Here is a 22,453-nt window from a genome sequence, read left to right on the forward strand (position 1 = left end):
CCGGGTGCCGGCGGGGGAGGGGGCGGCGGTGTCTTGCCCAATGTCAGTTGCGCGTTGATGGTCAGGCGCAGCTTGCGCTCGCGCTCGAACGCCAGGTTGACCGGGCGCAGGTCGACGCTGACCAACTGGCCGAGCGCATCGCGCACGAACAGGTCGGGAAAGACCCGCTGGAACGCCGGGGTCGCACCGCCCAGTGAGGCTGCCTGGTTGTCGATCCGCGTGTCGACATAATCGGTGCTGAGCCGGATCTCCTTGTCCTTGATCGGCTGCACCGCGATGCCCAGCGTCGTGACCCGCCGCTTTTCCGGCGCCAGGTCGGGATTGCCCCCGAAGATGGCGGTGACGAGCGTGCTGCGCCCGGTGACATAGTCGAAAAAGGGCGTGTTGGGCGTCGCCAGGACCGGCGCGACCAACTGGGTGACGGCGGGCGCGGCCTGCGCGACATTGATCGAGGCGTTGAGCTGGACCGGGCGGAACGGGGTCCAGTTCAGGCCGAGATTGGAGGTGTTCAGCCGTCCGAAGTCCGACACCTGCGACACGCCCGCCATGGCGTTCAGCTGCATCTCCCCCAGAAAACCCAGCGAGCCCTCGCGCGCCGAGGCGATCGGCACATTGGCGTTGACGCTGGCCCCGCGCATCGTCCGCCCGATCCCATCGGTGGGCAGGGACAGGTTGGAGCGCGCGTCGCTGTCGATCCGCGAATAATCGGTGGTGACGGTCAGCATCGCTTCACCCGCGGGCAGGCGGACGAGGGGGCCGTTGGCGGTCGCCTTGACCCCGATCGTGTCGGACACCACCCGGCTGCGGTTCCGGTCGCGCCGCGCGGCGATGACGGGATCGATTGCTGCCATAGGGTCGCCGCCCGCCGCGATCGACGCTTGAAGCGCCTCCAGCGGAACCCCGATCTCGGACGTGCTGCGCGACACCATCCGGTCGTAATTGCCGGTGATCGCCCAGCTCCAGCGCCGGACATCGCCGGTCAGCGTGCCGCCCGCGTGCAGCGCCATGCTGGTCGTCCGCTGGCGCAACACGCTGTCGGGCAGATAGCGATAGAGCAGCGTGTCGTTGGCGAAGGGGAAATTCCCCAGCCCACCGGGTACGCGCAGCAGCGCGGGAGCCAGACCGTTCAGCCCCCTGGTCTGGATCGCCTCCATCGAGACCATCAGCGACCCCGACACCGTCTTGGTCAGCGGCGAGGCGATGCTCGCTTCGCTATGGATCGTGTCGGTGAGCGGCTGGAGCGTGCGGTAGGGGCCGAGATCGGTGACCCCGGACGGGCTGTTCGCATAAGCCACGAGCGTCCCCCGTGCGGCCGGGTCGACCGGCACGCCCGCCAGCGTGACGCTCCGCCCCGCCAGTGCGTCGAGCCGCGGGTCCAGACTGGCGCCGTTCGCCCCCGTCACATTGCCGGTGGTCGCGAGCAGCGTGTCGGGATCGGGCACGATGGCGCGCTGGCTCTGCAACACCGGATTTTGCCGTAGATGCGAGACGTTGAAGGTCAGGCGGCGCGGCCCGTCGATCCGCGCCGAGGTGACTTCGCTATATCGGGTGCCGCCCCCGCCCTCGGTCGTGACGCCGGGCAGGAGATGGACCGTGACCGCGCGGAATGTCTTCTTGGTGATGAAGTTCATCACCCGGACATTGGGCGGATAGCCGAAGCGTGCCGCCTCCTGTTCGGGCAGGACCTCGATCCGCTCCATCGCCTCATAGGGCAGCGACTGGAACTCGGCGAAACCCGAGACGCGCCGCCCGTTAAGCAGCATCACCGGCTCGCCCCCGCCCGACGAACTGGTTAGTGCCTTCACCTTCTTCAGCAGATCGGCCAGGTTCGTCGCGCCCAGTGCCTCCAGCGCTTGGGCGTCGAGCACCGCAACCGGCTCGACCGCGCCGACGACCGAGCCGGGGATGCGCTTGCCGGTGACGGTGACTTCGGGGGAGGGCGGTTCGGAGGGCGGGGCCTCCTGCGCGCAAACGCCAACCGGCATCGCCAGACCCAGGACGATCGCCGTCCACGCCGCACTCGTATGCAGGCGCGCCCTCCCCTTGAAACGCATCGTCAAGCCACTCCCATCGCCGACGTGAAGTTTTTTTATACTGTGGCGATCATGTCACAATTAAGGCTGAAAACGCGCCGAGTGCCGTGTTTCGGCAGGACTGAATTCCGTAAGAACAATGACCCTCAATCGTGACGCCATAACTGACGACGAAATAGAGATTTTCCTCCGCATATTGATTGCATGGAAGGATCACGCCCCTAAAATGGCCGATAGGAAGAAACGCCTGCGATGAGCATGAATGCCGCCGTCAGAGTGGGCGATCCGGTCGGCCACAGTGTCAGCCAGAGCCTGTTCGGCGAGGCACAGGCCGCGAAGGCGGTCTATGATACCTCCGGCGAATGCACCCCGCCGCCCGGCTATCGCAACGCTACGCCCGAAGATTTGCAACGGCTGTGTCTGACGGAGGCCATGCTGGAACATCCATCGATCCTGCCACGGGCGTACCCATGGTCGCTTTCAAAGGCACGACGAGCGGCGCCGACTGGATGCGGAACTTCTATCAGGGGGCGGGCAAATATGCCGCCATACGCGCGATCGATCTTCACCTTATATACGAGGTGATCCTTGCGCTTCCGCTTGGACAGGGTGGTGTCGCGTTGGATCTTGTCACGAACGGATTCGGATAGGGAGTGATGCGGCATCATGCGGTGATGATCTCGATCATACTGACGACGGGGTGTTCGGGAGAGGATATGGCGAGCAATAAGGCCGGGGTCCAGCCCATGCTGGGGGCTGTGATGCACTCCAAACCGGACGAGGTCCGGCGGTTGGCGGAACAAGGCATTGGCCTGAACGAGCGCGACCCGGCTAATCAAAGCACGCCGATGATCGCGGCGGCCGAGACGATGCAATGGGGCATGGTCGAGGTGCTGATCGATCATGGCGCCGATATCTGGGCATATGATCAATTCGGCATCACCGCCGCCCAGCAGACCGAAACCAGCCGGGTCGTCCCCGGTTCGAACGAGGACCAGGCCCGGCTGCGCGTGATCGCCAAGCTGAAGGCCCGTGGCTATCCCTTTCCGCCGCCCAAGAGCGACGAGGTGCTGGAACTCGTCAGGAAAGGCCGCTGGCCACCGGCGGGAACGTGGTCGTGAGCAGAATGCAGGGCGTGGATATCCTTTGCCCGAGGGAAGGTCGGACCGGTCAATGCTGGTGCTGACGGTGCCCCCCAATGTATCGGGGATCGCTCCCAATCATGTGGTGACTCGTGGAGCGCTGCCCGGTGAGGGACAAGGCCCCCCGATATTGCCTTTCGACATGGCTGCGCTCGAACCCCGGTTCCACGCCATGCTGGAGACGCTGCGGCCGACGTGAGGAAAGGCGAGAGCCGCCCCCGTGTCGGTCAAAGCTGTGGGGCAACCGGCTCGGCGACGAGCGGGGCGGGGCCGGAAATCATGGCCGCGCGACGGCGCAGGAGGCTGTGCATCACCCGGATATAATGGTCCGCGCCGTACTCGATGGTGAAGCGCCGCGCCTGATGCAGCGTGCGGCGGGCATCCTGGGTCCGGGGCTGGGCGGCTGCGATCGCGGCGGCAAAGCCTGCCTCGTCGCCGACCGGGACCAAAGTGCCCAGCGCGCCGTGCTGCAACAGCGCGCCCATCGAGCGGCTGCAATCGGTGGCGACGATGCCGATATTGGCGGCCAGCCCCTCCAGAATGACCGCGGGCACCCCCTCATAATGCGAGGACAGCAGCAGCGTGTCGTATCCTGACAGAAGTCCCGCCGGATTGGTGACATAGCCCCGGAAATCGACCCGGTCGCCGATTCCCAGCAAGGCAGCCAGCCCCTCCAGTGCCGCACGCTCCGGGCCGTCACCGAACAGGGTCAGCGTGTCGTCGGGCGCGCTGCCACGGGCAAAACCGCGCAGCATCAGCGCCAGGTTCTTCTGCGCCGCCAGCCGCGCTATGGTGACGAAGCGGCGGCCTGGGCCACCTGGTCGATCACTCGCCGGTTCGCGCAAGGAAAGGATATGCGCCTCGGACAGGGCCGGGTCGGGGATGATCGCGACGCGCGCGGGCGACACGCCGACGCATTGCACGATCTCCGCGCGCATCGGCTTTTCCATGCCAACGAAATGGTCGATCGCCAGCCCCTGGATGCGTAGCCATATCCGGTAGAAGACCCGGTAAAGCCAGGACGCATCGGCACGGTCGAGATTGTTGCTGATCTTGGCGATGATCGGCGGACAATCGCGCCCCAGTATCAGCTTCAGCATGACCGCGACGACGGCATAGGTATTACCCGCACAGAACAGGATGTCGGGGCGCAGTGCGCGCACGACGCGCGGCAGAGTGGCGATCATCCAGATCGTCTCCCAATGCGCGATCCCCGGCCAGCGCCGGCGGGGGCTGACGAAGTCCAGATCGGCACCGACATCACGGGCCATCGCGCCGTCGGCCCGCCCCAGGAACAGCGGCGCATCGACACCACTCTCCCGCCAGCGCCGCACCAGGCGCAACGCGATCCGCTCGACCCCGCCAGGCTCGAAACTATGCAGGAAGGTCAGGACGCGCAAAGCGCCTCACGCCCTGTACAAAACCGATATCGCCCGGAATTCCCGCCCATAATTCGCCCCCGATAGCATAACCGTCGGTAAAAACGATACCCTATCGTGACGTATTCGACATGGTCGGGGGCGCCAGATACCGCTCGCCTTGCATCCGGCAGGCGGCGGGAAAATCAGCCTGCCAAGCGCCGCACAAGCATAGCTCAGCGCTCGATACCCTATCCGCAATGATTTTTGCGATGAGCGCCTTGAAAAGGTACAAATATCGTCAAGCGACAAATGCCCTGTCATGCAGTCCCACCGGCATCCATTATGGTAAGAAGCTATATTGTTATGGCTCTGAATTTCCTCTGATATGGACATTGTTCAGATCGTCAGCATCCAGACTATACGTATGATGCGACGTCTCCTATGGGGCAGATGAGGGACAGCCTTTACAGGGGGAATAATATATATGCCGAAATGGAAAACGTTTTTCTTGGCCGGGAGTATAACATTAACTGCGATGCTCGCAGGATGCGGGGGTGAAGGGGGTTCGAACAACGGAAACATACCCGTAATAACCGTGCCTACACCCACTCCGACGCCAAGCGCCACATCGACACCGGCCCCGACCAACACGGTTCCGGTCGCCAATCCCGGCGCCAATCAGAATGTTCTGACCAAAACGTCCGTCACACTCGATGCCAGCGGCAGCGTCGATGCCAATGGCGACGCCTTGACGTATAAATGGGCACTCAAGTCGCGCCCGTCGGGCAGCGCCGCGGTCCTGTCGTCCGCGACGGACGCAAAGCCGACCTTCATGGCCGATGTCGCAGGCATCTATATCGCGACCTTGATCGTGAACGACGGCAAGGTCGATAGCGCGCCTGTCGATGTCACGATCACCGCAACCGTTGCCAATGCGGCACCCGTGGCCAATGCGGGACCGGATCAGAACGTCAAAAACGGCACGCTGGTCACGCTGGACGGCAGCGCCAGCAGCGATGCCAATGGCGATGCCCTCACTTATCAGTGGACCATGGATGCCCGTCCGTCGGGCAGCGCCGCGGTCCTGTCGTCCGCCACGGCCGCAAAACCGACCTTCACGGCCGATGTCGCGGGCAATTATGTCCTGTCGCTGATCGTCAGCGACGGCGCGTCGAAAAGCGTGGCCGACAGCGTGACGATCACGTCGAGCCGGGCGAACGCCGCGCCGGTTGCCAATGCAGGAAAGGACCAGAATGTCCTGACCGGGGCGACGGTCACGCTGGACGGACGCGGCAGCAGCGACGCCAATGGCGACACGCTGAAATATGACTGGAACCTGACGTCGAAGCCTGCCGGAAGCAGCGCGGCCCTGTCGACGAACGCGCAGGCGGTCACCAACTTCGTCGCCGACAAGGCGGGGACCTATGTCGCCACGCTGGTCGTCAATGACGGCATTGTCGACAGTACTCCCGTCACGGTGGCGATCACCGCGGTGGCGCCGACCCTGTCGCTGTACCGCGTCGACATCTTCTCCAATGAGCTGCTGAAGCTGCCTTATACCAGCTCCGCATCGATGCAGAAGTCGCAGACCTGCACGGGGTCGGGCTGCGCGACCACCGTCACCGTCGACAAGTTCCGGTTCGTTGCCAATGGCGGCAACTTCACCATCCAGAATCTGACGGCGGTCAACCTGACCACGGGTTCGAGGGTGGCGGCCTCCTTTGCAGGCCTGCAAAACGGCACGGTGATAGCGAACGGACAGACGGTCAATTTCAGCCTCGAGTCCGATTTCACAGGGGGGCAGAGCGTCAACCTGCGCTATGAGTTCACGATCAAGGAAACGGGTGACAAATTCTCCTATACGGTCGAGCTGAAGACCAACTGATCGCCGCAAGGCTATCGGGTCAGGGTGGGGCTTTGCTCCGCCCTGACCTTATGGGCGGCATGAGTTCATCTTTGCCTAACGCCGGATGGGTCCGGCGCTCGCGGGAACATCCCGAGCCGACCGGGGCGGGGCCGCGCCTCTATCCGATTTCGACCATGCCTTTGGGCCTGACGGGGAACAGGCGACGCGCAACCGCCCGCGCCATTTCCCCTTGCCTTTGCCCGTAAAGCGACCCACCCGCGCGTGGTATGAGCACGGGACAACAATGGGGACAGGCGCGGCGGCAGGGCGGCGTCCTGCTGGTGCTGACGCTGGTCGCGCTGGTGGTACGGGCGCGAACCTTTGGAAATCCGGTCATCGGCTTCGACGAGCAATTCTATCTGCTGGTCGGCGAGCGCATGCTCCACGGGGCTTGGCCCTATATCGATATCTTCGACCGCAAGCCGATCGGGCTGTTCCTGCTATATGCGGGGGCGCGGTGGCTGGGCGGCCTGTTTGGAGGGGCCGGGTTCCTCGCCTATAAGCTGGTCGCGACCGGCTTCGTCATCGCCACTGCCTTCGGCATCCAGCGGGTGGCGCGCCGGTTCACGGGGCCGGGCGCTGCGGTCGCGGCGGCGATCCTCTATATCCTCTGGCTGGACCTGATGGAGGGAGAAGGGGGACAGTCGCCCGTCTTCTACAACGCGCTGATGCTGATCGCCGCGAGCGCAGTTATGCGCGTGGTCGAGCGGCAGGGGCGGCTGTTACCGTGCGGCGTGGCGGCGATGGCGTCGGTCGGCGTCGCACTCCAGATCAAATATTCGGTGCTGCCCGAGGGTGTCGTCTTTGGCTGCATCCTGTTGTGGCAGGGCTGGCGCGCGCGGGTGGCGCCGGTGCGGCTGGTGGGTCTGGCGCTGGTCTGGGTTTCGCTGGCCTTGCTGCCGACCCTGATGGCGTTTGGTGTTTATGCCGCAGCGGGGCAGGGGCAAGCCTGGCTTTTCGCCAATTTCCTGTCGGTCGGTGGACAGGCGGCGCGGCCACTGGCCGACGAGTTGGAAGGGCTGGTGACGTGTCTTGGCATCTTGTCGCCGCTATTGCTGGTGATCGGCTTCGGGCGGCCGTGGCGGCATGTCCCGGCAGAGCAGCGCGAGGGGTTTCATTTCCTGCTCCTCTGGCTGGCGGTCGCGAGCGCGGCGGTGCTGCTCTATGGTCGCTTCGGCAGCCCGCATTATGCGCTGCCCATTATCTTACCCGCCGTACTGGTCGCCGCGCCCGCGCTGGCCCGCTGGCGGCGCGGTGGGACGGCGGCGTTCGTCCTCGCGATCTTCGCGTCGGGGCAGATCGTGCTGGCCTTGAGCGAGCGGACCAAGGGCGGCGCGACCGAAGCGAACGCGGTCGCCCAGGCCGCCACCCCGGCGCGCGGATGCCTCTATGTCTATGACGGCTATCCGGCGCTCTACATGCTGACGCATAGCTGCCTGCCCTCGAAATGGGTGTTCCCCGGCCATCTGAACACGCAGGACGAGGCCAGCCGCGCCGCGATCGGCGTTGACCCGGTCGCCGAGATCCGCCGTATCCTGGCGACGCGGCCCGGCGCGATCGTAGACGATTATCCCCGCTTCGCCTTCGGCAACCGCGCGACGCGGGCCGTGCTGCACGAGGTGCTGGCGCGCGACTATCATCTTGCGGCCTGTAGCCCCACTGGGCCGAGCCGTGTGCGGCTTGTCTATCGGCCGGGGCCAGGCAGGGTTCCGGACCATTGCCCAAGCGCCAGCGCGCTGGCCGCGATCCCATAAAAAATCCCCGCCAGCGTGGCTGGCGGGGACAGGCATTGCATCGCGTCTCGGATCAGAAGTTCGTCGTGACCGAAAACTGGATGTAACGACCGTAGATGTCGTAGAAATTGACCGGCGAATTCTGCCAGCCGTTGATCGAATAGGTCAGGGCACCGCCCCGCGCCGGGATGATCGGCGGGTCCTTGTCCAGCAGGTTGTTGATCGTCACACCCAGCGTCATCCGCTTGGCGATGTTCACGTTCGCCGCCAGGTCGAAATAGCTGTAATTGGGGATGCGTGCGAACGTCTTCTGGGCCTGGGTGCGCAGCGTGCCGCTCTCGGTGGCCGAGATATAGCGCCAGTTCAGCGAGAGCTGGAACAGGCCTTCCGCGCCCGTAAAGGTGCCGCTGCCTGCCGGCAGGTCTTAATGCGCCTGGAAATCATAGCCGGTCGTGTCGATCTTGTTGATATGGTCGATTTCGTAGTGAGCCGCCGAGAGGCTGAATCGCAGCGGGAAGCTCGGGGTCGGTATCAGACCATTGGCCAGGGTGTTGGCGGTCTGCGGTCCCAGCGTTGGATTGAGGTCCCGAAAGACTGCCCGACGCTCCAGGCAATCGGACGCCTGCATCAACGTCGCAGAGTTCCGGGATTCCAGAAACGCCGCACAGGCCGACGCACAAAAGCCCGGAAGGATCCTCGCAGCCGCGCGCTACGGGCTTGAAAGCCGCATAGGAGCTACGTCGATAGGCCAGGCCCCGAGGGCGGCTGGAAGGGGATGGATCCATTGATCGAAATTAATATCCTTTTATGGAACCATTCTTAGAAGGGGCGCGGGATGATGATTTGATGCGTTTCCGATCCTTCGGTGCCGCTGCCCTTTTATTGCTCCTGTGTCTGCCCGCCATGGTCCGGGGAGAGGCACGCAGCGATCCGTGGGCAGCATGGCAATGGGCCAGCTTCACGCGGCTTGGCGATGCGGTGCGCCTGCCGCACATCACCGCGACGGCAGTCGTGCGCGCCAGCGACGGGACCATGTGGATCGGCACGCGTGGCGGTTTGATCCGCTATGACGGGCAGCGTGTCCGTAGCTTCAAGGCCTTGTCGAGCGATCCCTTTTCGCTGCCGGATAATTATGTCCGCTCGCTTTTGGCGCTGCCCGATGGCGGGCTGTTGATCGGCACCAATGTCGGAGGCCTGGCGCGTTACGAACCGGCAAGCGATCGATTTATCCGGCTGAAGGCCCGGAATGGACCGACCGGCAGCCGCATTTTCGGCTTTACCCCGGATGGATCGGGCGGGGCCTATATCGCGTCGGACGGGGGCGTTCATCACTTTATCGCCAAGGCGGATCAACTCGATGCCATGGCAGGCTTGGCGATTCGGTCGCCCGACGGCCGGCGAGAGGGCGCGTTCGCGGTGTATCGCGATGCGGATGGCACGCTTTGGGCGGGGTGCGAGGGCGGACTGTGGGTGCGACCTGCCGGGGCCGGGCGGTTCCAGGCGACATCGCTTGTGGATGCCGCGGACAGCCGTGACATCTGGTCGATCCTGCGCGATCGGCACGGGCGGCTATGGGTCGGGACAGGTTCGGACGGCGTCTACCTGTCGCATGATCGGGGCGTTACGCCACGTTTTTCACAAATCCCTGCTTTGCGCGGTTCCGCCCCCCTGATCGGGCACCGGACGATCAGGGCGATCGCCGAAGACGAACGGGGGCGACTGTGGGTTGGCACCGATGGCATGGGGATCGCGCTGATCGATCCCAGCAATCACTTTTCGGTGACGGCGATCCGGCATCTGGGCGCAAACCCGATGTCCCTGCCGGGTGATACGGTGCGCGCGCTGGCGCTGGACGGGGCGGGGGGCGTCTGGGCCGCGACGGAAATGGGCGCGGCGCGGACGCAGGGGCTGGGCGGTGGAACGTTGCGTATCGGATCGGCGATGCCTGATCCGCGCATGTCGCTGTCGGACGACAATGTTCGTGGGATCATGGTCGACCGGCATGATCAGGTCTGGCTGGGTTTGAGCAACGGGACCGTGGACGCGCTCGACCGAAAGGCGGGGCGGGTTCGTCGGCTGACCCTGAACGGTGAGCATGGCGGGCAGGATATCAAGGCGCTGCTGGAGTCGTCGGACGGCACTATCCTGGTCGGCGCGCGCGGGGTCGTCGCGATCGATCCGCGCAGCCTGTCCCAGCATGCATTGACCGTGAACGGGCTCGGCGACCTTCCGGTCATCTCGCTGGCCGAGACGCCCGATGTCCTGTTGATCGGCACCTACAAGGGCCTGTTCGTTCGACGGCGCAGCGACGGACAGGTTCGGGTGTTCGAACATGATGCCGCCGACCCGCACAGCCTGCCCAACAACGAAGTCATCAATATCGTCACACGGCCTGACGGCAGCGTACTGGTGGCCACTCCCGGCGGTATCGGTCATCTCGATCTGCCAAGGGGCAAGTTCACCAATTTTTCCAGCCGGTCGCCCGGGCCGGGCAGCTTGCCGCAGGACTATGCCGGTTCGATCATTCCGGCCGGGCGCGAGATATGGGTGGGAACCTATGGCGGCGTAGCCCTTGGCCAGGCGGCGGCAGGTGGCTGGCGTTTCCGTGCGATTGGGGAAGCGCAGGGGCTGGCAGGGGACAATGTCGCGTCCCTTGTCCTCGACGCCCGGCAACGTCCCTGGGTCGCGAGTGCCGGGGGTATCTCGGTCATCGATCCGGCGAGCCGCAATGTGCGGGTCATGAGCCAGCGCGATGGATTGAGCGCCACGGCGTTCAACCAACGGGCGGCGGCGCGCATGGCGGACGGGTCGCTGCTGTTCGGTGCTCCCGACGGGCTGATCGTCTTGCAACCCGATATCCTGCTGGGGCGGCTGAGCCATGCCCGTCCGGGGCCGTTGATCGTCAGTTCGGCGGATATCGACGGCCATGCGCTGGCCGTGGACTCGGCCGTCAAGGCGTTGACGCTGCGCTGGGGCAAGGACGGGCGGACCCTGCGGATCGGCTTTGCGCTGGCCGATTACGATGCGCCCGAGACGATCCGCTACAGTTATCGGTTGGATGGGTTCGACGAGACGTGGATGATGGTGCCTGCGGGCACGCCTGCCAGCGCGACCTATACGAACCTTCCGGCCGGCACCTATAGCCTGGAACTTCGGGCCTATGTCCCGGGCTTGGGCGCACGGATCGTCGAGCGTCGCGTCGAGATCACTGTCGATCCGCAATGGTATGAAAGCTGGTTCGGACGGATCGGGCTGGCCATGCTGTTCGCATTGCTTCTGGGGGCGACCTTCTGGCTCGTCACCGCGGTCGTCCGCCGCCGTGCGCGAATGCTGGAGGCCATGGTCGAGGAGCGGACGAGCGCGCTGCGTACCGCCAATGAACAGCTCGACCGCCTGGCCAGCACCGATCCGCTGACAGGACTGGCCAATCGACGGACCCTGATGGCCGCGCTGCAGGATGCACGCGACCAGGCGATTGCACAGGATCATCGATTGACCTTCGCGCTGATCGATATCGATCATTTCAAGCGCATCAATGACGGTTATGGCCATGGCGCGGGCGACGAAGTGCTGGTGCGGATGGCGGCTCGCCTCCTGAAGGGCGTAAAGTCGAATGATGTCGTCGCTCGCTATGGCGGCGAGGAGATCGCGATCCTCTTTCCCGGCGCAACGCTTGATGGCGCGATGGGCATCGTCGAGCGCTTGCGGCGGGAGATCGCCAGCACCCCGCTCCTGGTCGGCAGCCAGGCGATCACCGTCACGTTCAGTGCTGGCGTGACGGAGTGGCGTCCTTGCGAAGACGTGGCGGCGATGATCCGTCGCGCCGACGCTGCGCTCTACGAAGCAAAGCGCAGCGGACGGGACCGGGTCGCACGGGCGGCCTGATCCGGAACCCGTGCAGGCCTGTCAGCATTGGATGACCATGACGACGAACGATAGCGCCGACACCACCCCATCGCTCGTCCGGAGCGGTCGTCTGGTCCGGCGAGGCGGTGCCTTTGTGCTGGAAGGTGATGACGGCAAGCATCTGGAACTGCGCCTGATGCGCGTTCCCGTCGACCATGTCGGCAAGTCGGTGGCCGTGACCGGCCACCTGCTGACCCCGGACGTGATGGAGGTCGACGGCGTCCGGGCCGCGTAACCGGGCTTAATGCGCCTTCTTGCTGGGGATCAGGTGCAGCACGCCGACGATGACTGCGCCGATGGCGAGGCCGACAATGGCCGAGCCGATTGCGCCGACCAGCCACTCGGCCACCGCACCGCCGACGGGCAGCACCTCGCCCGCATGATGCGCGGTGCCGTGGATCAGATGGGGCAGGGTGGTCAGCCCGAATTCCTCCATGCCGTGGACGATGATCCCGCCACCGACCCAGACCATTGCGGCGGTGCCGACGATCGCCAGCACGCGCAGAACGACCGGCATCGCCTTGACCAGGCCACGCCCGACCGACTGCGCGGTCGCATTGTCGCGACGGGCCAGATGCAGGCCGATATCGTCCATCTTAACGATGGCGGCGACCACGCCGTACACGCCCACGGTGATCGCGATGCCGACGAGCGCCAGGGCGATGGCCTGGGTACCGATCGACAGGTCGGGCAGTTCCGACAGGGCGATCGCCATGATCTCCGCCGACAGGATCAGGTCGGTGCGGATCGCGCCGGATACCTGGCGCTCCTCCAGCTGCCTGGCGTCGACCGGCGTGGCGTCCTCCGCCTGGGCATGATGGCCGGTCAGTGTTTCGAGAATCTTCTCGCTCGCCTCGAAGCACAGGAACGCGCCGCCTGCCATCAGGATCGGGGTGATCGCCCAGGGGGCGAAAGCGCTGAGCAGCAAGGCGGCGGGCAGCAGAAAGATCAGCTTGTTGCGCAGCGAACCCAGCGCGATCTTGCCGATGATCGGCAACTCACGTTGCGGGGCCAGCCCGACGACATAGCGCGGGGTGACGGCGGTATCGTCGATGACCACGCCCGCCGCCTTCGCGCCCGCCCGCGCCGACGCGCCCGCGACATCGTCCAGCGATGCCGCCGCCAGCTTGGCGATCGCCGCGACGTCGTCCAGCAATGCGACCAGACCACCTGCCATCGACCCGTATCTCCCTAAACCCTGTTGGTCCGTGCCTAGAGGCTCCGCTTAGCCGATGCACGGGAAAATGACGGGGACGTCATGTCATCCATGCCGCATCGCGCCAGACCTCGCGCAGATGGCCAAGCAATGCGGGTACGGCCATGGGCACCCCCGCCGCCGCATGGACCGCCCAGATCCCGACCGCTGCCGAGCCTTCGTGGCCGGGCAGAACGCGGCTCAGCCGTCCATCCTCCAAGGCGTCGCCGACGTCCCATAGCGAGCGAAGCGCGATCCCCGCGCCGCCAAGGACCAGTTCGCGAACCACTTCACTGGACGCAGTTTCGACACGGCTCTCGCCGTTCACTGTCGCGCCCGTCAGTCGCCAGGGAAACTGGCCCTGGGCGGCCAGCAACGCATGGTCGGCAAGATCCGCAATGCTTCCGGGCGTCCCGGCTCTGGCGAGATAGGCCGGGCTGGCGCACAGAATCCGCCGGTTGTCGGCCAGTCGGTGGGCCGCCAACCCGGAAGGCGGCGTCGCGGTGATCCGGATCGCCAGATCGATGCCGTCGTCGATCATGTCGATGAACGTATCGGTCAGATCGAGCCGAAGCCGTATTGCGGGATAGCGATCGAGGAACGGAGTCAGATATGGCGCGATCCACATTCGACCGAACGACGTCGGCGCACTCACGCGAAGCGGACCGGCGGGGTCGCCGCCATGCTGCGTCACCCGAGCCTCGGCCGCGCGAAGCCCGGCAATTAGCGGCGCGACCTCCGCATGAAAGGCCGCCCCGGCCGTGGTCGGGGCCAGACGGCGGGTCGTACGGTGCAGCAGCCGCACCCCCAAACGGCTCTCCAGCCGGGCGATCCGCTTCGACGCCATGGCAGGCGACAGGCGCCACAGACGCGCCGCACCCGCCAGGCTGCCCTCGCGAACGACGTCGACGAACAATGCGATATCGGGGTCCATTCGTTCCTTCAGCGATCGACAGCTGTTCGATTATGCTGACTACCGGAGTAAATGGCGATGCCCTATCATGCCGGTCATAAGGCAATAGGAGAGTTTCGATGCTTCAGGAGAGCCGCATGATCGACCGCCATGGACTGTCCGTCGCGCCTGCTCTCGTCTGTTTCCTGGAGGACCATGCCCTGCCCGGCAGCGGCGTCGATCCGGATCGTTTCTGGGCCGGGATGGCCGATATCGTCACCCGCCTTGCCCCCGAGAACGACGCCCTGCTGCGCCGTCGCGACGCGCTGCAGGTGCAGATCGATCACTGGTATCGACAAGGCGGCGCACGCGATGGAGCGGCGCAGCGGGCCTTCCTGACCGGGATCGGCTATCTGGTTCCCGAGCCCGCGCCCTTTACCATCGCGCCGAACGATGTGGACGAGGAGGTCGCGTCGCGCGCCGGGCCGCAGCTGGTCGTGCCGATGCTCAATGCGCGCTTCCTTCTCAATGCCGCCAATGCCCGCTGGGGCAGCCTGTACGACGCGCTCTATGGCACCGATGCCATCGCGCCGGTTTCAGACGCGACCGGCTATGACCCGGAGCGCGGGGCGGCGGTGATCCGTTGGGCGCGGGGATTTCTCGACGAGGCGCTGCCGATTGCCGGTGGCTGGAACGACGTGCCAGACCTTGCCACGGCCGTCGAGCGGCTCGAAGACCCGTCGCTGTTCCGGGGGCGGAGCGAGAAGGGCTGGCTGTTCCGTCATCACGGTTTGCACATCGAGGTCGTGGTCGATCCCGCTCACCCCATCGGTCGCACCGACGCGGCCGGGATCGCGGACATCGTGCTGGAGTCGGCACTGACCACCATCTGCGACCTGGAAGACTCGATCGCGGCCGTGGATGCCGAGGACAAGGTCGCTGGCTATGCCAACTGGCTCGGCCTGATCGACGGCACGCTGTCGGCACAGGTCGAAAAGGGCGGTCGCTCCATCACGCGAACACTCGCGGCCGACCGCCAATATCGCGCGCCCGACGGCACCGCCTTCGCGCTGCCCGGACGCAGCCTGTTGTTCGCGCGCAATGTCGGCCATCTGATGACCACGCCCGCGATCCGGCTGGCGGATGGTCGCGAAGCGCCCGAGGGCATTCTCGACGCGATCGTCACCAGCCTGATCGCGGCACGGCGGGAAGGCTCGATCTATATCGTCAAACCCAAGATGCACGGGCCGGAGGAAGCCGCTTTTGCCGACCGCCTGTTCGACGCGGTCGAGGACATGCTGGGCCTTGCCCGGCATCGCATCAAGATCGGTGTGATGGACGAGGAGCGGCGGACATCGGCCAATCTGGCCGCCTGTATCCATGCCGTGAAGGACCGGATCGTCTTTATCAATACGGGCTTTCTCGACCGTACTGGCGATGAAATCCATACCGCGATGCTGGGCGGCCCGGTGGTGCGAAAGGCAGCGATGAAGGAATGCGACTGGATCGCGGCCTATGAGGATCGCAACGTCCAGGTCGGGCTGGCCTGCGGTTTTTCGGGCCGCGCGCAGATCGGCAAGGGCATGTGGGCGGCCCCAGACCGGATGGCCGACATGCTCGCGCAAAAGGATGCGCATCCGCGATCGGGCGCCTCGACCGCCTGGGTGCCGTCGCCGACTGCGGCCACCCTGCATGCCACCCATTATCACCGGATCGACGTCGCCGCCCGTCAGACCGCAAGGGCCGCCGAGCCTGTCGCGTCGCTCGAACGGCTGCTCACGCCGCCTATTGCCAAGGCACCCGACTGGTCGGCCGAAGAGGTCGCGGCCGAACTCGACAATAATGCGCAAGGGCTGCTCGGCTATGTCGTGCGATGGATCGATCAGGGAGTGGGGTGTTCCAAGGTCCCCGACATCCACGATATCGGCCTGATGGAGGACCGGGCGACGCTGCGCATCTCGTCGCAGCATATCGCCAACTGGCTGCATCACGGCATCGTCACCGCCGATCAGGTCGAGGAAGCACTGGCGCGCATGGCGGCCAAGGTCGATGCGCAGAATGCGGGCGATCCGCTCTACCGGCCGATGACGAAGGACGGCCTGGCGATGCAGGCGGCGCGCGCGCTGATCTTCGAGGGGGTGGCGCAACCCAATGGCTATACCGAGCCGCTGCTCCACCGCTATCGTGCGAAGGCCAAGTCAAAGGAGACGGCCTGATGCCGCTTTACGCGTTGGAAGATCGTCACCCTATGGTCCACGATACCGCCTGGATCGCCCCCTCGGCCGACGTCATCGGCGAGGTCGTGTTGGGTGAACAGGTCAGCCTGTGGTTCGGGGCGGTGATCCGCGCCGATAACGGCCCGGTCCAGGTCGGCGCGCGGACGAATATCCAGGACGGCGCGGTCCTTCATTCGGATCCCGGCAGCCCGCTGACCATCGGGGCGGATTGTACCGTCGGGCACCGGGCGATCCTGCATGGTTGCACCGTCGGCGAGGGGTGTCTGATAGGTATGGGGGCCATCGTGTTGAACAATGCGGTGATCGGGGCGGGGTCACTGGTCGGCGCAGGCGCGCTGGTCACGGAGGGAAAGGCGTTTCCACCCGGCAGCCTGATCGTCGGTGCGCCAGCGCGCGCCGTCCGGGCGCTGGATCCCGACCAGATCGCGCGGCTGCGTGCCTCCGCCACCGGCTATGCCGAACGCGGTCGGCTTTATGCCGCAGGGCTGACGCGGCTGGACGCGGATCGGCCGGGCGAAGACGTTGACGCGCGGACGGGACCTGCCTAGCCAAAGGGGGTGACGCCGCCCACCATCCTGATCGTCGAGGACGATCCCGCCCTTCGGACCCTGACCGCACGCGCGCTTCAGGAGAACGGTTTCGCCGTGAAGCTGGCCAATGCTGCGCCCGAAATGTGGCAGGCGCTGGAGGTCGGGCAGATCGACCTCATCCTGCTCGACATCATGCTGCCCGGGACCAGCGGCATCGACCTGTGCCGGCAGGTTCGCCAGAAAAGCGCGGTTCCCATCATCTTCATCAGCGCCAAGGGCAGCGAGGTCGACCGGGTCGTCGGGCTTGAACTGGGCGCGGACGATTATCTGGCCAAGCCCTTCGGGACCCGCGAGCTGGTCGCGCGCATCCGCGCCGTCCTGCGTCGCGGTGGGCTGGAGAACACGCCGGGCGAGCGCGAGGCCGGGATATTGGGCTTTGACGGATGGACCGCGAACCTTCCGCGCCGCGAGCTGATGTCGCCGTCGGGCGCGCAGGTCGAGTTGACGGGGGCGGAATTCGACCTGCTCGTCGCCTTTCTGGACAATGCGCAGCGCGTCGTCGCGCGCGAGCGGCTGATCGAATTGTCGCGGGCGCGGATCGGGGACAGCTCCGACCGCAGCATCGACGTGCTGGTCAGCCGCCTGCGCCGGAAGCTGTCGGGGGCGGGCGGGGCCGCACCGATCGTCACGGTGCGTGGCGTCGGCTATATGCTGAACGTGCCGGTAGAGCGGCGGTGATCCGCCCTTCGGTCGGCCTGCTCGGGCGGATCGTCGCGATCCTGCTGCTGGCGGTCACGATCGAGTTCGCGGTTTCGACCTATCTCTACGAACGCGCCAGCCATGTCCTGGTACGTGACGACGAAGCCCGGCGTCTGGCCGAGCATCTGATCGTCGCCCGTCGCGTCCTGAACGAACGGCCAGCTGGCGAACGCCCCGAGGTGGCGGGTGAGTTGACCACCGATCGCTATATCGTCAGCTGGTCGTCCTCCGCGCCACCGCGGCCGAAGATCGCCCCGGCGATGGACAGTATGCAACGCCAGATCGTCGACTGGGAGCCGTCGCTGGCGGCAACCGACATCCATTTGCGGCTGACTTCGCCCGGGCGGACCTCGGTCGTGTCGGGTGATCTGCGACTGGATGACGGATCGCTGCTCAGCTTTCGGATGCGCGAGGGTGTCCGGACACTTGATCTCGCACTCGGTCGGGTGCTGCTCGCGCTGATCCCGGCGATCGCGCTGATGCTGCTCAGCGGTGCGCTGATCGGGCGTATCCTGCACCCCTTGCGGATGCTGGCGCGCGCCGCCGACAAGTTGGGTCGGGGGCAAGGTGGGCAGGGGGCGGCGCTGATCGTGCCGGAGCGCGGGCCGGGCGAGGTTCGCCACGTGACCCGAGCCTTCAACCGGATGCAGGCGCGCATCGGACGACTGATCGACGAACGCACCCGCGCGCTGGCGGCGGTCGGGCATGACCTTCGCACCCCGCTGGCCCGCCTGCGCCTGCGTGCGGACTCGATCCGCGACGACGAGGTGCGCGAGGCGATCGGCACGGACATCGAGGAGATGGAGGCGATGGTCTCCTCGCTCCTCGCCTTTCTGGGCGGGGACGGCGATGTCGAGCAGCCCGAGCTGACCGACCTGGCGATCCTGTGCGCCAATCTGGCCGACGACGCCGCCGATCATGGCCGCGACGTCCGTTATGTCGGGCCGGATCACTTCGATTGCCGCCTGCGCCGTTTCGGCATGAAGCGCGCCCTGACCAACCTGGTCGAGAATGCGCTGCATTATGGCGAGCATGCGATCATCACCTTGCGCGCCGATCCGGGTGATGATGTTCGCATCCGGGTCGAGGACGACGGACCCGGCATTCCCGACGAATCGCTGGAACTGGTGCTGGAGCCATTTGTGCGGCTGGACACCGCGCGTCGCCGCGACACGGTGGGATTTGGTCTGGGATTGTCAATCGTCGCCCGCGTGGTCGCCGCCGAGGGCGGCGAGCTGACCCTCGCCAATCGGCGCGAAGGCGGGCTTTGCGCGGAAATTCGTCTTCCACATTGCCGGACATGATTTGTCACGCATTCGCTGCACGGCAGCAAAGAAGAGGGCGTATATCCTGAACCAAGAGGCACGGTCGGTCCCCATCAAGCGGGGCGGCCTTCCTCTGACGAGTTCAGGCAAGTTCAGTCGGGAGAATGACCGATGACGATGGAGTTCGATTTGACCGCACTGGAATTGCAGGGCGCCCTGCTGGTGCTCGCGGTGATCATCACCTTCGCCGCGATCGAGGGCTGGAAGGCCCGCTAACCCGCCTTACCGGTTTCGCAAAGGCTCCTCTGCCGTCCCCTCCGGCATGGGCCTGACCGGAAAGGAGCAGGCGGCCCGGCTCAGCGCCAGGTCGCCTGCTCTACGATTTCCAGCCGACCACGGATCGCGTTGACCAACTGGCTCGCCGAATAGGGCTTGGTCAGCAACGCCGCATCCATATTCGCCGCCTCGGCCGCCATGCCGCCGTCACCTGTCGCAAAGATGATCGACAGGGTCGGCCGCAACTGCCGCGCCCGTCCCGCCAGTTCCACGCCTGACTCGCCCGGCAGGTTCAGGTCCGTCACCAGAACATCGATCTGCGCCGTCTGAAGCGCGGTCATCGCTTCCTCCGCCGTGACGGCGTGAACCACCACGAAGCCCGCATCCTGAAGCGTCTCGGCCGTGTTGGCGCGGATCAGGTCATCATCCTCGACCAGCAGGATCGTACGGCCATCGTGCAGGGGCTGCGCGGCCGGCTCGTTCGTCGCCTGCGCCTCCCGCGACGCCACGGAAATCTCGGCCTTCGGCATCTGACGCTGCCGCTGATTGGCGAGCACATGCCGGAACTTCCGGGCGAGCGCCTCGCGGGTATAGGGTTTGGACAGCAGCTCGACACCCTTGTCCAGCCGCCCGCCATGGACGATCGAATTCTCGGTATAGCCCGAGGTAAAGAGGACCGCGATGTCGGGGAGGCGCTCGCGGGCCTTGCGGGCCAGTTCCGGGCTCTTCAGCGTGCCGGGCATCACGACGTCGGTGAACAGGATGTCGATCGGGATGCCGCTTTCGATGACGCTGAGCGCGCTTTGCGCATCGACTGCCTTCAGGACCCGGTAGCCCAGGTCGGACAGCAGCTCGACGACGGTGGCGCGCACTTCGGCATCGTCCTCGACGACCAGCACGGTTTCGGTGCCGCCGGTGACGGGGCCGGTGTCGACCGCGACCTCGACGTCTTCGGCCTCCATGGCACGCGGCAGATAGAGCTTGATCGTGGTGCCGTGGCCGACCTCGGAATAGATTTTCACATGGCCGCCCGACTGTTTGACGAAGCCATAGACCATCGACAGGCCCAGGCCCGATCCCTTGCCCTCGCTCTTGGTCGAGAAGAAGGGTTCGAAGACCTTCTGGATGATGTCGTCGGACATGCCGCTGCCGGTGTCGGACACGGCGAGCATGACATATTGGCCCGGCGTCACCTCGTCATGGGTGCGAGCATAATCATCGTCGAGATGGGCGTTGCCGAGCTCGATGGTCAGCTTGCCCTGGCCGTCCATCGCATCGCGCGCATTGATCGCCAGGTTCAACAGCGCATTCTCGATCTGGGCCGGATCGATAAAGGTGTTCCACAGCCCGCCACCGACGATGGTTTCGATCTCCACGCCCTCGCCGATCGCGCGGCGGAGCATGTCGTCCATGCCCTGGACGAAGCGGGTAACGTTGACGACCTTCGGCTCCAGGGCCTGGCGCCGCCCGAAGGCGAGAAGTTGCGAGGCCAGCTTCGAGCCGCGCGACACGCCCGCCATGGCATTGGCGACCCGCTGTTCGGCGCGGCTGTTGCCCGCAACATCCTTGCCCAACAGCTGGAGATTGCCCGACACGACCTGAAGCAGGTTGTTGAAGTCGTGTGCGACCCCGCCGGTCAGCTTGCCGATCGTCTCCATCTTCTGCGCCTGGGCGAGCTTCATCTCGGCCTGACGCCGCTCCGCGATCTCCTCGATGACACGGGTTTCCAGCGTCTCGTTCAGCTGGCGAAGTTGGGCTTCGGCTCGCTCGCGGTGATGGACCTGACGGGCAAGCAGGGTGGCCTGATCGCGCAGGGCCTGTTCGGCGGCCCGCTGGTCGGTGATGTCGGTATGGACGCCGACCCATTCGATCAACTCGCCATCGGCGGCAATGATCGGCAGCCCCCGGATCGCGAACGTCCGCCACTCCCCGTCATGGCGACGGACGCGATGTTCGTGGATGAACATCCCCTTGGCGGCAACCGCCTCGTTCCACGCTACGACCGAGGCGGCGGCGTCGTCCGGGTGGACCGCATTCGACCAGCCGAAGCCCTGATATTCGTCGAACGTCTGTCCGGTGATTGCAGCCCAGCCGGGCTGTTCGCCGAGCATGCGACCATCGGCGCTATTGGTCCACAGCACACCATGCACCGCGTCCATCGCCGCGCGGAACCGCCGGTTGCTACGCTCGATCTCCTCGGCATAGCGGGCGCGCTCGTCGATATCGAAGACCAGGATATGGAAACCCATCACCTCGCCATTGTCGTCGCGGCGCGGGAGGTAGCGGGTTTCGGCCCGGCGTCGGCTGCCGTCGCGGTGATGCAGGTGGACATCGGCGACGATGGCCTCCCCGGCCAGCGCCCGTTCGATCAACGGGCGACGCTCGGCATAATCCTCTTCGGTCAGTACGTCGCTGAGCCGCTGGCCCAGCATACCCTCTGGATCGGTGCCCAGAAACACGCGGTAATAGTCATTGGCGAAGCGATAGCGTTCGTCGCGATCGACAAAGGCAACCAGCACGGGCAGTGAGTCCGTGATGATGCGCAGTTCCGCCTCGCTCTCCGCCAGCCGTCGTTCGGCTGCCACACGGCCTGTATTCTCGACGACGGTACACATCACACCGCCGACCTTGCCGCATTCGAGGTAGACGGGGGTATAATAGAGGTCGAACACGACCTCCTCCTCGACGCCCGCGCGCGTGACGACCAGCGCCTGGTCGCGATAGGCAATGTCCTCTCCGCGAAAGCCGCGGTCCAGGATGTCGCGGTTCCAGTCCCAGATCTCGGGCCATATGTCCGGAACCAGCCCGCCAAACGCCTCCGGGTGGCGAGGCCCGGCGATGCTGCGATAGGCATCGTTATAGATCATGACATGATCCGGCCCCCACATCAGGACCTTCGCGATCGGTGAATGGACGATATTGGCGACCGTCGTACGCAGCACGGTCGGCCAGTGGCCGATCGCCCCCAGCGGGCTTGTCGACCAGTCGCTCTCCCGCACGCGCTGGCCGCACTCGCCACCGCCGACCAGCCATGTGCCCACATCCGATATCGGTCCGTCGGTCCGCATCCGCTCGATCGCGGCGAGCAGCAGTGCCTGTTCGTCGGGAAAATCTCCCGCATCCACGGCTTCGGCGACATATCGTTCGAGCTGGGGCGGCAGCGACAGCATTCGCGACAGGGGAGTCATCATGGATTGACGCATGGGTAAGCCGTACGG

17 protein-coding genes are annotated in these 22,453 nt (G+C 65.5%); 10 read left to right on the forward strand and 7 right to left on the reverse strand.

What is annotated here, in order from left to right:
* The coding region (locus BSZ14_RS05605) for a TonB-dependent receptor domain-containing protein (protein WP_076710174.1) at nucleotides 1-2,054 on the reverse strand (2,054 nt) is incomplete at its 3' end.
* A gap of 231 nt (nucleotides 2,055-2,285) precedes the next feature.
* Here BSZ14_RS05605 and BSZ14_RS19255 point away from each other — a divergent pair.
* Both BSZ14_RS19255 and BSZ14_RS05620 read left to right on the forward strand, forming a co-directional pair.
* The gene (locus BSZ14_RS19255; RefSeq protein ID WP_139330341.1) at nucleotides 2,286-2,618 is read left to right on the forward strand and encodes a hypothetical protein; all 333 of its coding nucleotides are present in this window, start codon (nucleotides 2,286-2,288) and stop codon (nucleotides 2,616-2,618) included.
* Nucleotides 2,619-2,749: 131 nt separating this feature from the next.
* On the forward strand, nucleotides 2,750-3,154 hold the full coding sequence (locus tag BSZ14_RS05620; protein ID WP_139330343.1) for an ankyrin repeat domain-containing protein: 405 nt from the start codon (nucleotides 2,750-2,752) through the stop codon (nucleotides 3,152-3,154).
* Nucleotides 3,155-3,402: 248 nt separating this feature from the next.
* Here the strand turns inward: BSZ14_RS05620 and BSZ14_RS05625 are convergent, their stop codons facing one another.
* Nucleotides 3,403-4,575, reverse strand: coding sequence for a glycosyltransferase (locus BSZ14_RS05625; protein ID WP_083748133.1), 1,173 nt, complete (start codon nucleotides 4,573-4,575; stop codon nucleotides 3,403-3,405).
* Between the two features lie 556 nt (nucleotides 4,576-5,131).
* Between BSZ14_RS05625 and BSZ14_RS05630 the strand changes: the two genes are divergently transcribed.
* Entirely contained in the window at nucleotides 5,132-6,421 is a 1,290-nt protein-coding gene (locus BSZ14_RS05630; protein WP_076710178.1) for a PKD domain-containing protein, read from the forward strand.
* 248 nt (nucleotides 6,422-6,669) lie between these two features.
* Complete coding sequence (locus BSZ14_RS05635; protein ID WP_076710179.1) at nucleotides 6,670-8,196, forward strand: hypothetical protein; 1,527 nt, start codon at nucleotides 6,670-6,672, stop codon at nucleotides 8,194-8,196.
* 52 nt (nucleotides 8,197-8,248) lie between these two features.
* Here BSZ14_RS05635 and BSZ14_RS20240 read toward each other — a convergent pair whose 3' ends face one another.
* Nucleotides 8,249-8,434, reverse strand: coding sequence for a hypothetical protein (locus BSZ14_RS20240; RefSeq protein ID WP_076710180.1), 186 nt, complete (start codon nucleotides 8,432-8,434; stop codon nucleotides 8,249-8,251).
* A 165-nt stretch (nucleotides 8,435-8,599) separates the two neighbouring features.
* On the reverse strand, nucleotides 8,600-8,803 hold the full coding sequence (locus BSZ14_RS05645) for a hypothetical protein (protein WP_076710181.1): 204 nt from the start codon (nucleotides 8,801-8,803) through the stop codon (nucleotides 8,600-8,602).
* 218 nt (nucleotides 8,804-9,021) lie between these two features.
* On the opposite strand from BSZ14_RS05645, the gene BSZ14_RS05650 reads away from it, so the two are divergent.
* Together BSZ14_RS05650 and BSZ14_RS05655 are read left to right on the forward strand one after the other, a co-directional pair.
* Nucleotides 9,022-12,060 (forward strand): ligand-binding sensor domain-containing diguanylate cyclase, encoded by a 3,039-nt coding sequence (locus BSZ14_RS05650; protein ID WP_158069182.1) that lies wholly within the window; start codon nucleotides 9,022-9,024, stop codon nucleotides 12,058-12,060.
* Nucleotides 12,061-12,097: 37 nt separating this feature from the next.
* Nucleotides 12,098-12,316: a DUF5818 domain-containing protein gene (locus tag BSZ14_RS05655; RefSeq protein WP_076710242.1), complete on the forward strand. Its 219-nt coding sequence runs from the start codon at nucleotides 12,098-12,100 to the stop codon at nucleotides 12,314-12,316.
* 6 nt (nucleotides 12,317-12,322) lie between these two features.
* Here the strand turns inward: BSZ14_RS05655 and BSZ14_RS05660 are convergent, their stop codons facing one another.
* Together BSZ14_RS05660 and BSZ14_RS05665 are read right to left on the reverse strand one after the other, a co-directional pair.
* Nucleotides 12,323-13,258, reverse strand: a complete 936-nt coding sequence (locus BSZ14_RS05660; protein ID WP_076710183.1) for a DUF808 domain-containing protein — start codon at nucleotides 13,256-13,258, stop codon at nucleotides 12,323-12,325.
* A 79-nt stretch (nucleotides 13,259-13,337) separates the two neighbouring features.
* Complete coding sequence (locus BSZ14_RS05665) at nucleotides 13,338-14,210, reverse strand: LysR family transcriptional regulator (RefSeq protein ID WP_076710184.1); 873 nt, start codon at nucleotides 14,208-14,210, stop codon at nucleotides 13,338-13,340.
* A gap of 116 nt (nucleotides 14,211-14,326) precedes the next feature.
* On the opposite strand from BSZ14_RS05665, the gene BSZ14_RS05670 reads away from it, so the two are divergent.
* Genes BSZ14_RS05670 through BSZ14_RS05685 form a run of 4 tightly spaced genes read left to right on the forward strand, consistent with a single transcriptional unit; the run spans nucleotide 14,327 to nucleotide 18,998 of the window.
* The gene (locus BSZ14_RS05670) at nucleotides 14,327-16,384 is read left to right on the forward strand and encodes a malate synthase G (protein WP_198930457.1); all 2,058 of its coding nucleotides are present in this window, start codon (nucleotides 14,327-14,329) and stop codon (nucleotides 16,382-16,384) included.
* Nucleotides 16,384-16,953: a gamma carbonic anhydrase family protein gene (locus BSZ14_RS05675; protein ID WP_076710186.1), complete on the forward strand. Its 570-nt coding sequence runs from the start codon at nucleotides 16,384-16,386 to the stop codon at nucleotides 16,951-16,953. The genes BSZ14_RS05670 and BSZ14_RS05675 overlap by 1 nt, the downstream gene beginning before the upstream one ends.
* 9 nt (nucleotides 16,954-16,962) lie before the next feature.
* Nucleotides 16,963-17,673, forward strand: coding sequence for a response regulator (locus BSZ14_RS05680; RefSeq protein WP_056434946.1), 711 nt, complete (start codon nucleotides 16,963-16,965; stop codon nucleotides 17,671-17,673).
* Nucleotides 17,670-18,998, forward strand: coding sequence for an ATP-binding protein (locus tag BSZ14_RS05685; protein WP_076710187.1), 1,329 nt, complete (start codon nucleotides 17,670-17,672; stop codon nucleotides 18,996-18,998). Before BSZ14_RS05680 ends, BSZ14_RS05685 begins: the two co-directional genes overlap by 4 nt.
* Nucleotides 18,999-19,315: 317 nt before the next feature.
* Here the strand turns inward: BSZ14_RS05685 and BSZ14_RS05690 are convergent, their stop codons facing one another.
* Entirely contained in the window at nucleotides 19,316-22,426 is a 3,111-nt protein-coding gene (locus tag BSZ14_RS05690) for a PAS domain-containing protein (protein ID WP_241823653.1), read from the reverse strand.
* Nucleotides 22,427-22,453 lie beyond the last annotated feature (27 nt).

Source organism: Sphingomonas sp. Sph1(2015) (assembly GCF_001970915.1).
Classification (GTDB): domain Bacteria; phylum Pseudomonadota; class Alphaproteobacteria; order Sphingomonadales; family Sphingomonadaceae; genus Sphingomonas; species Sphingomonas parapaucimobilis.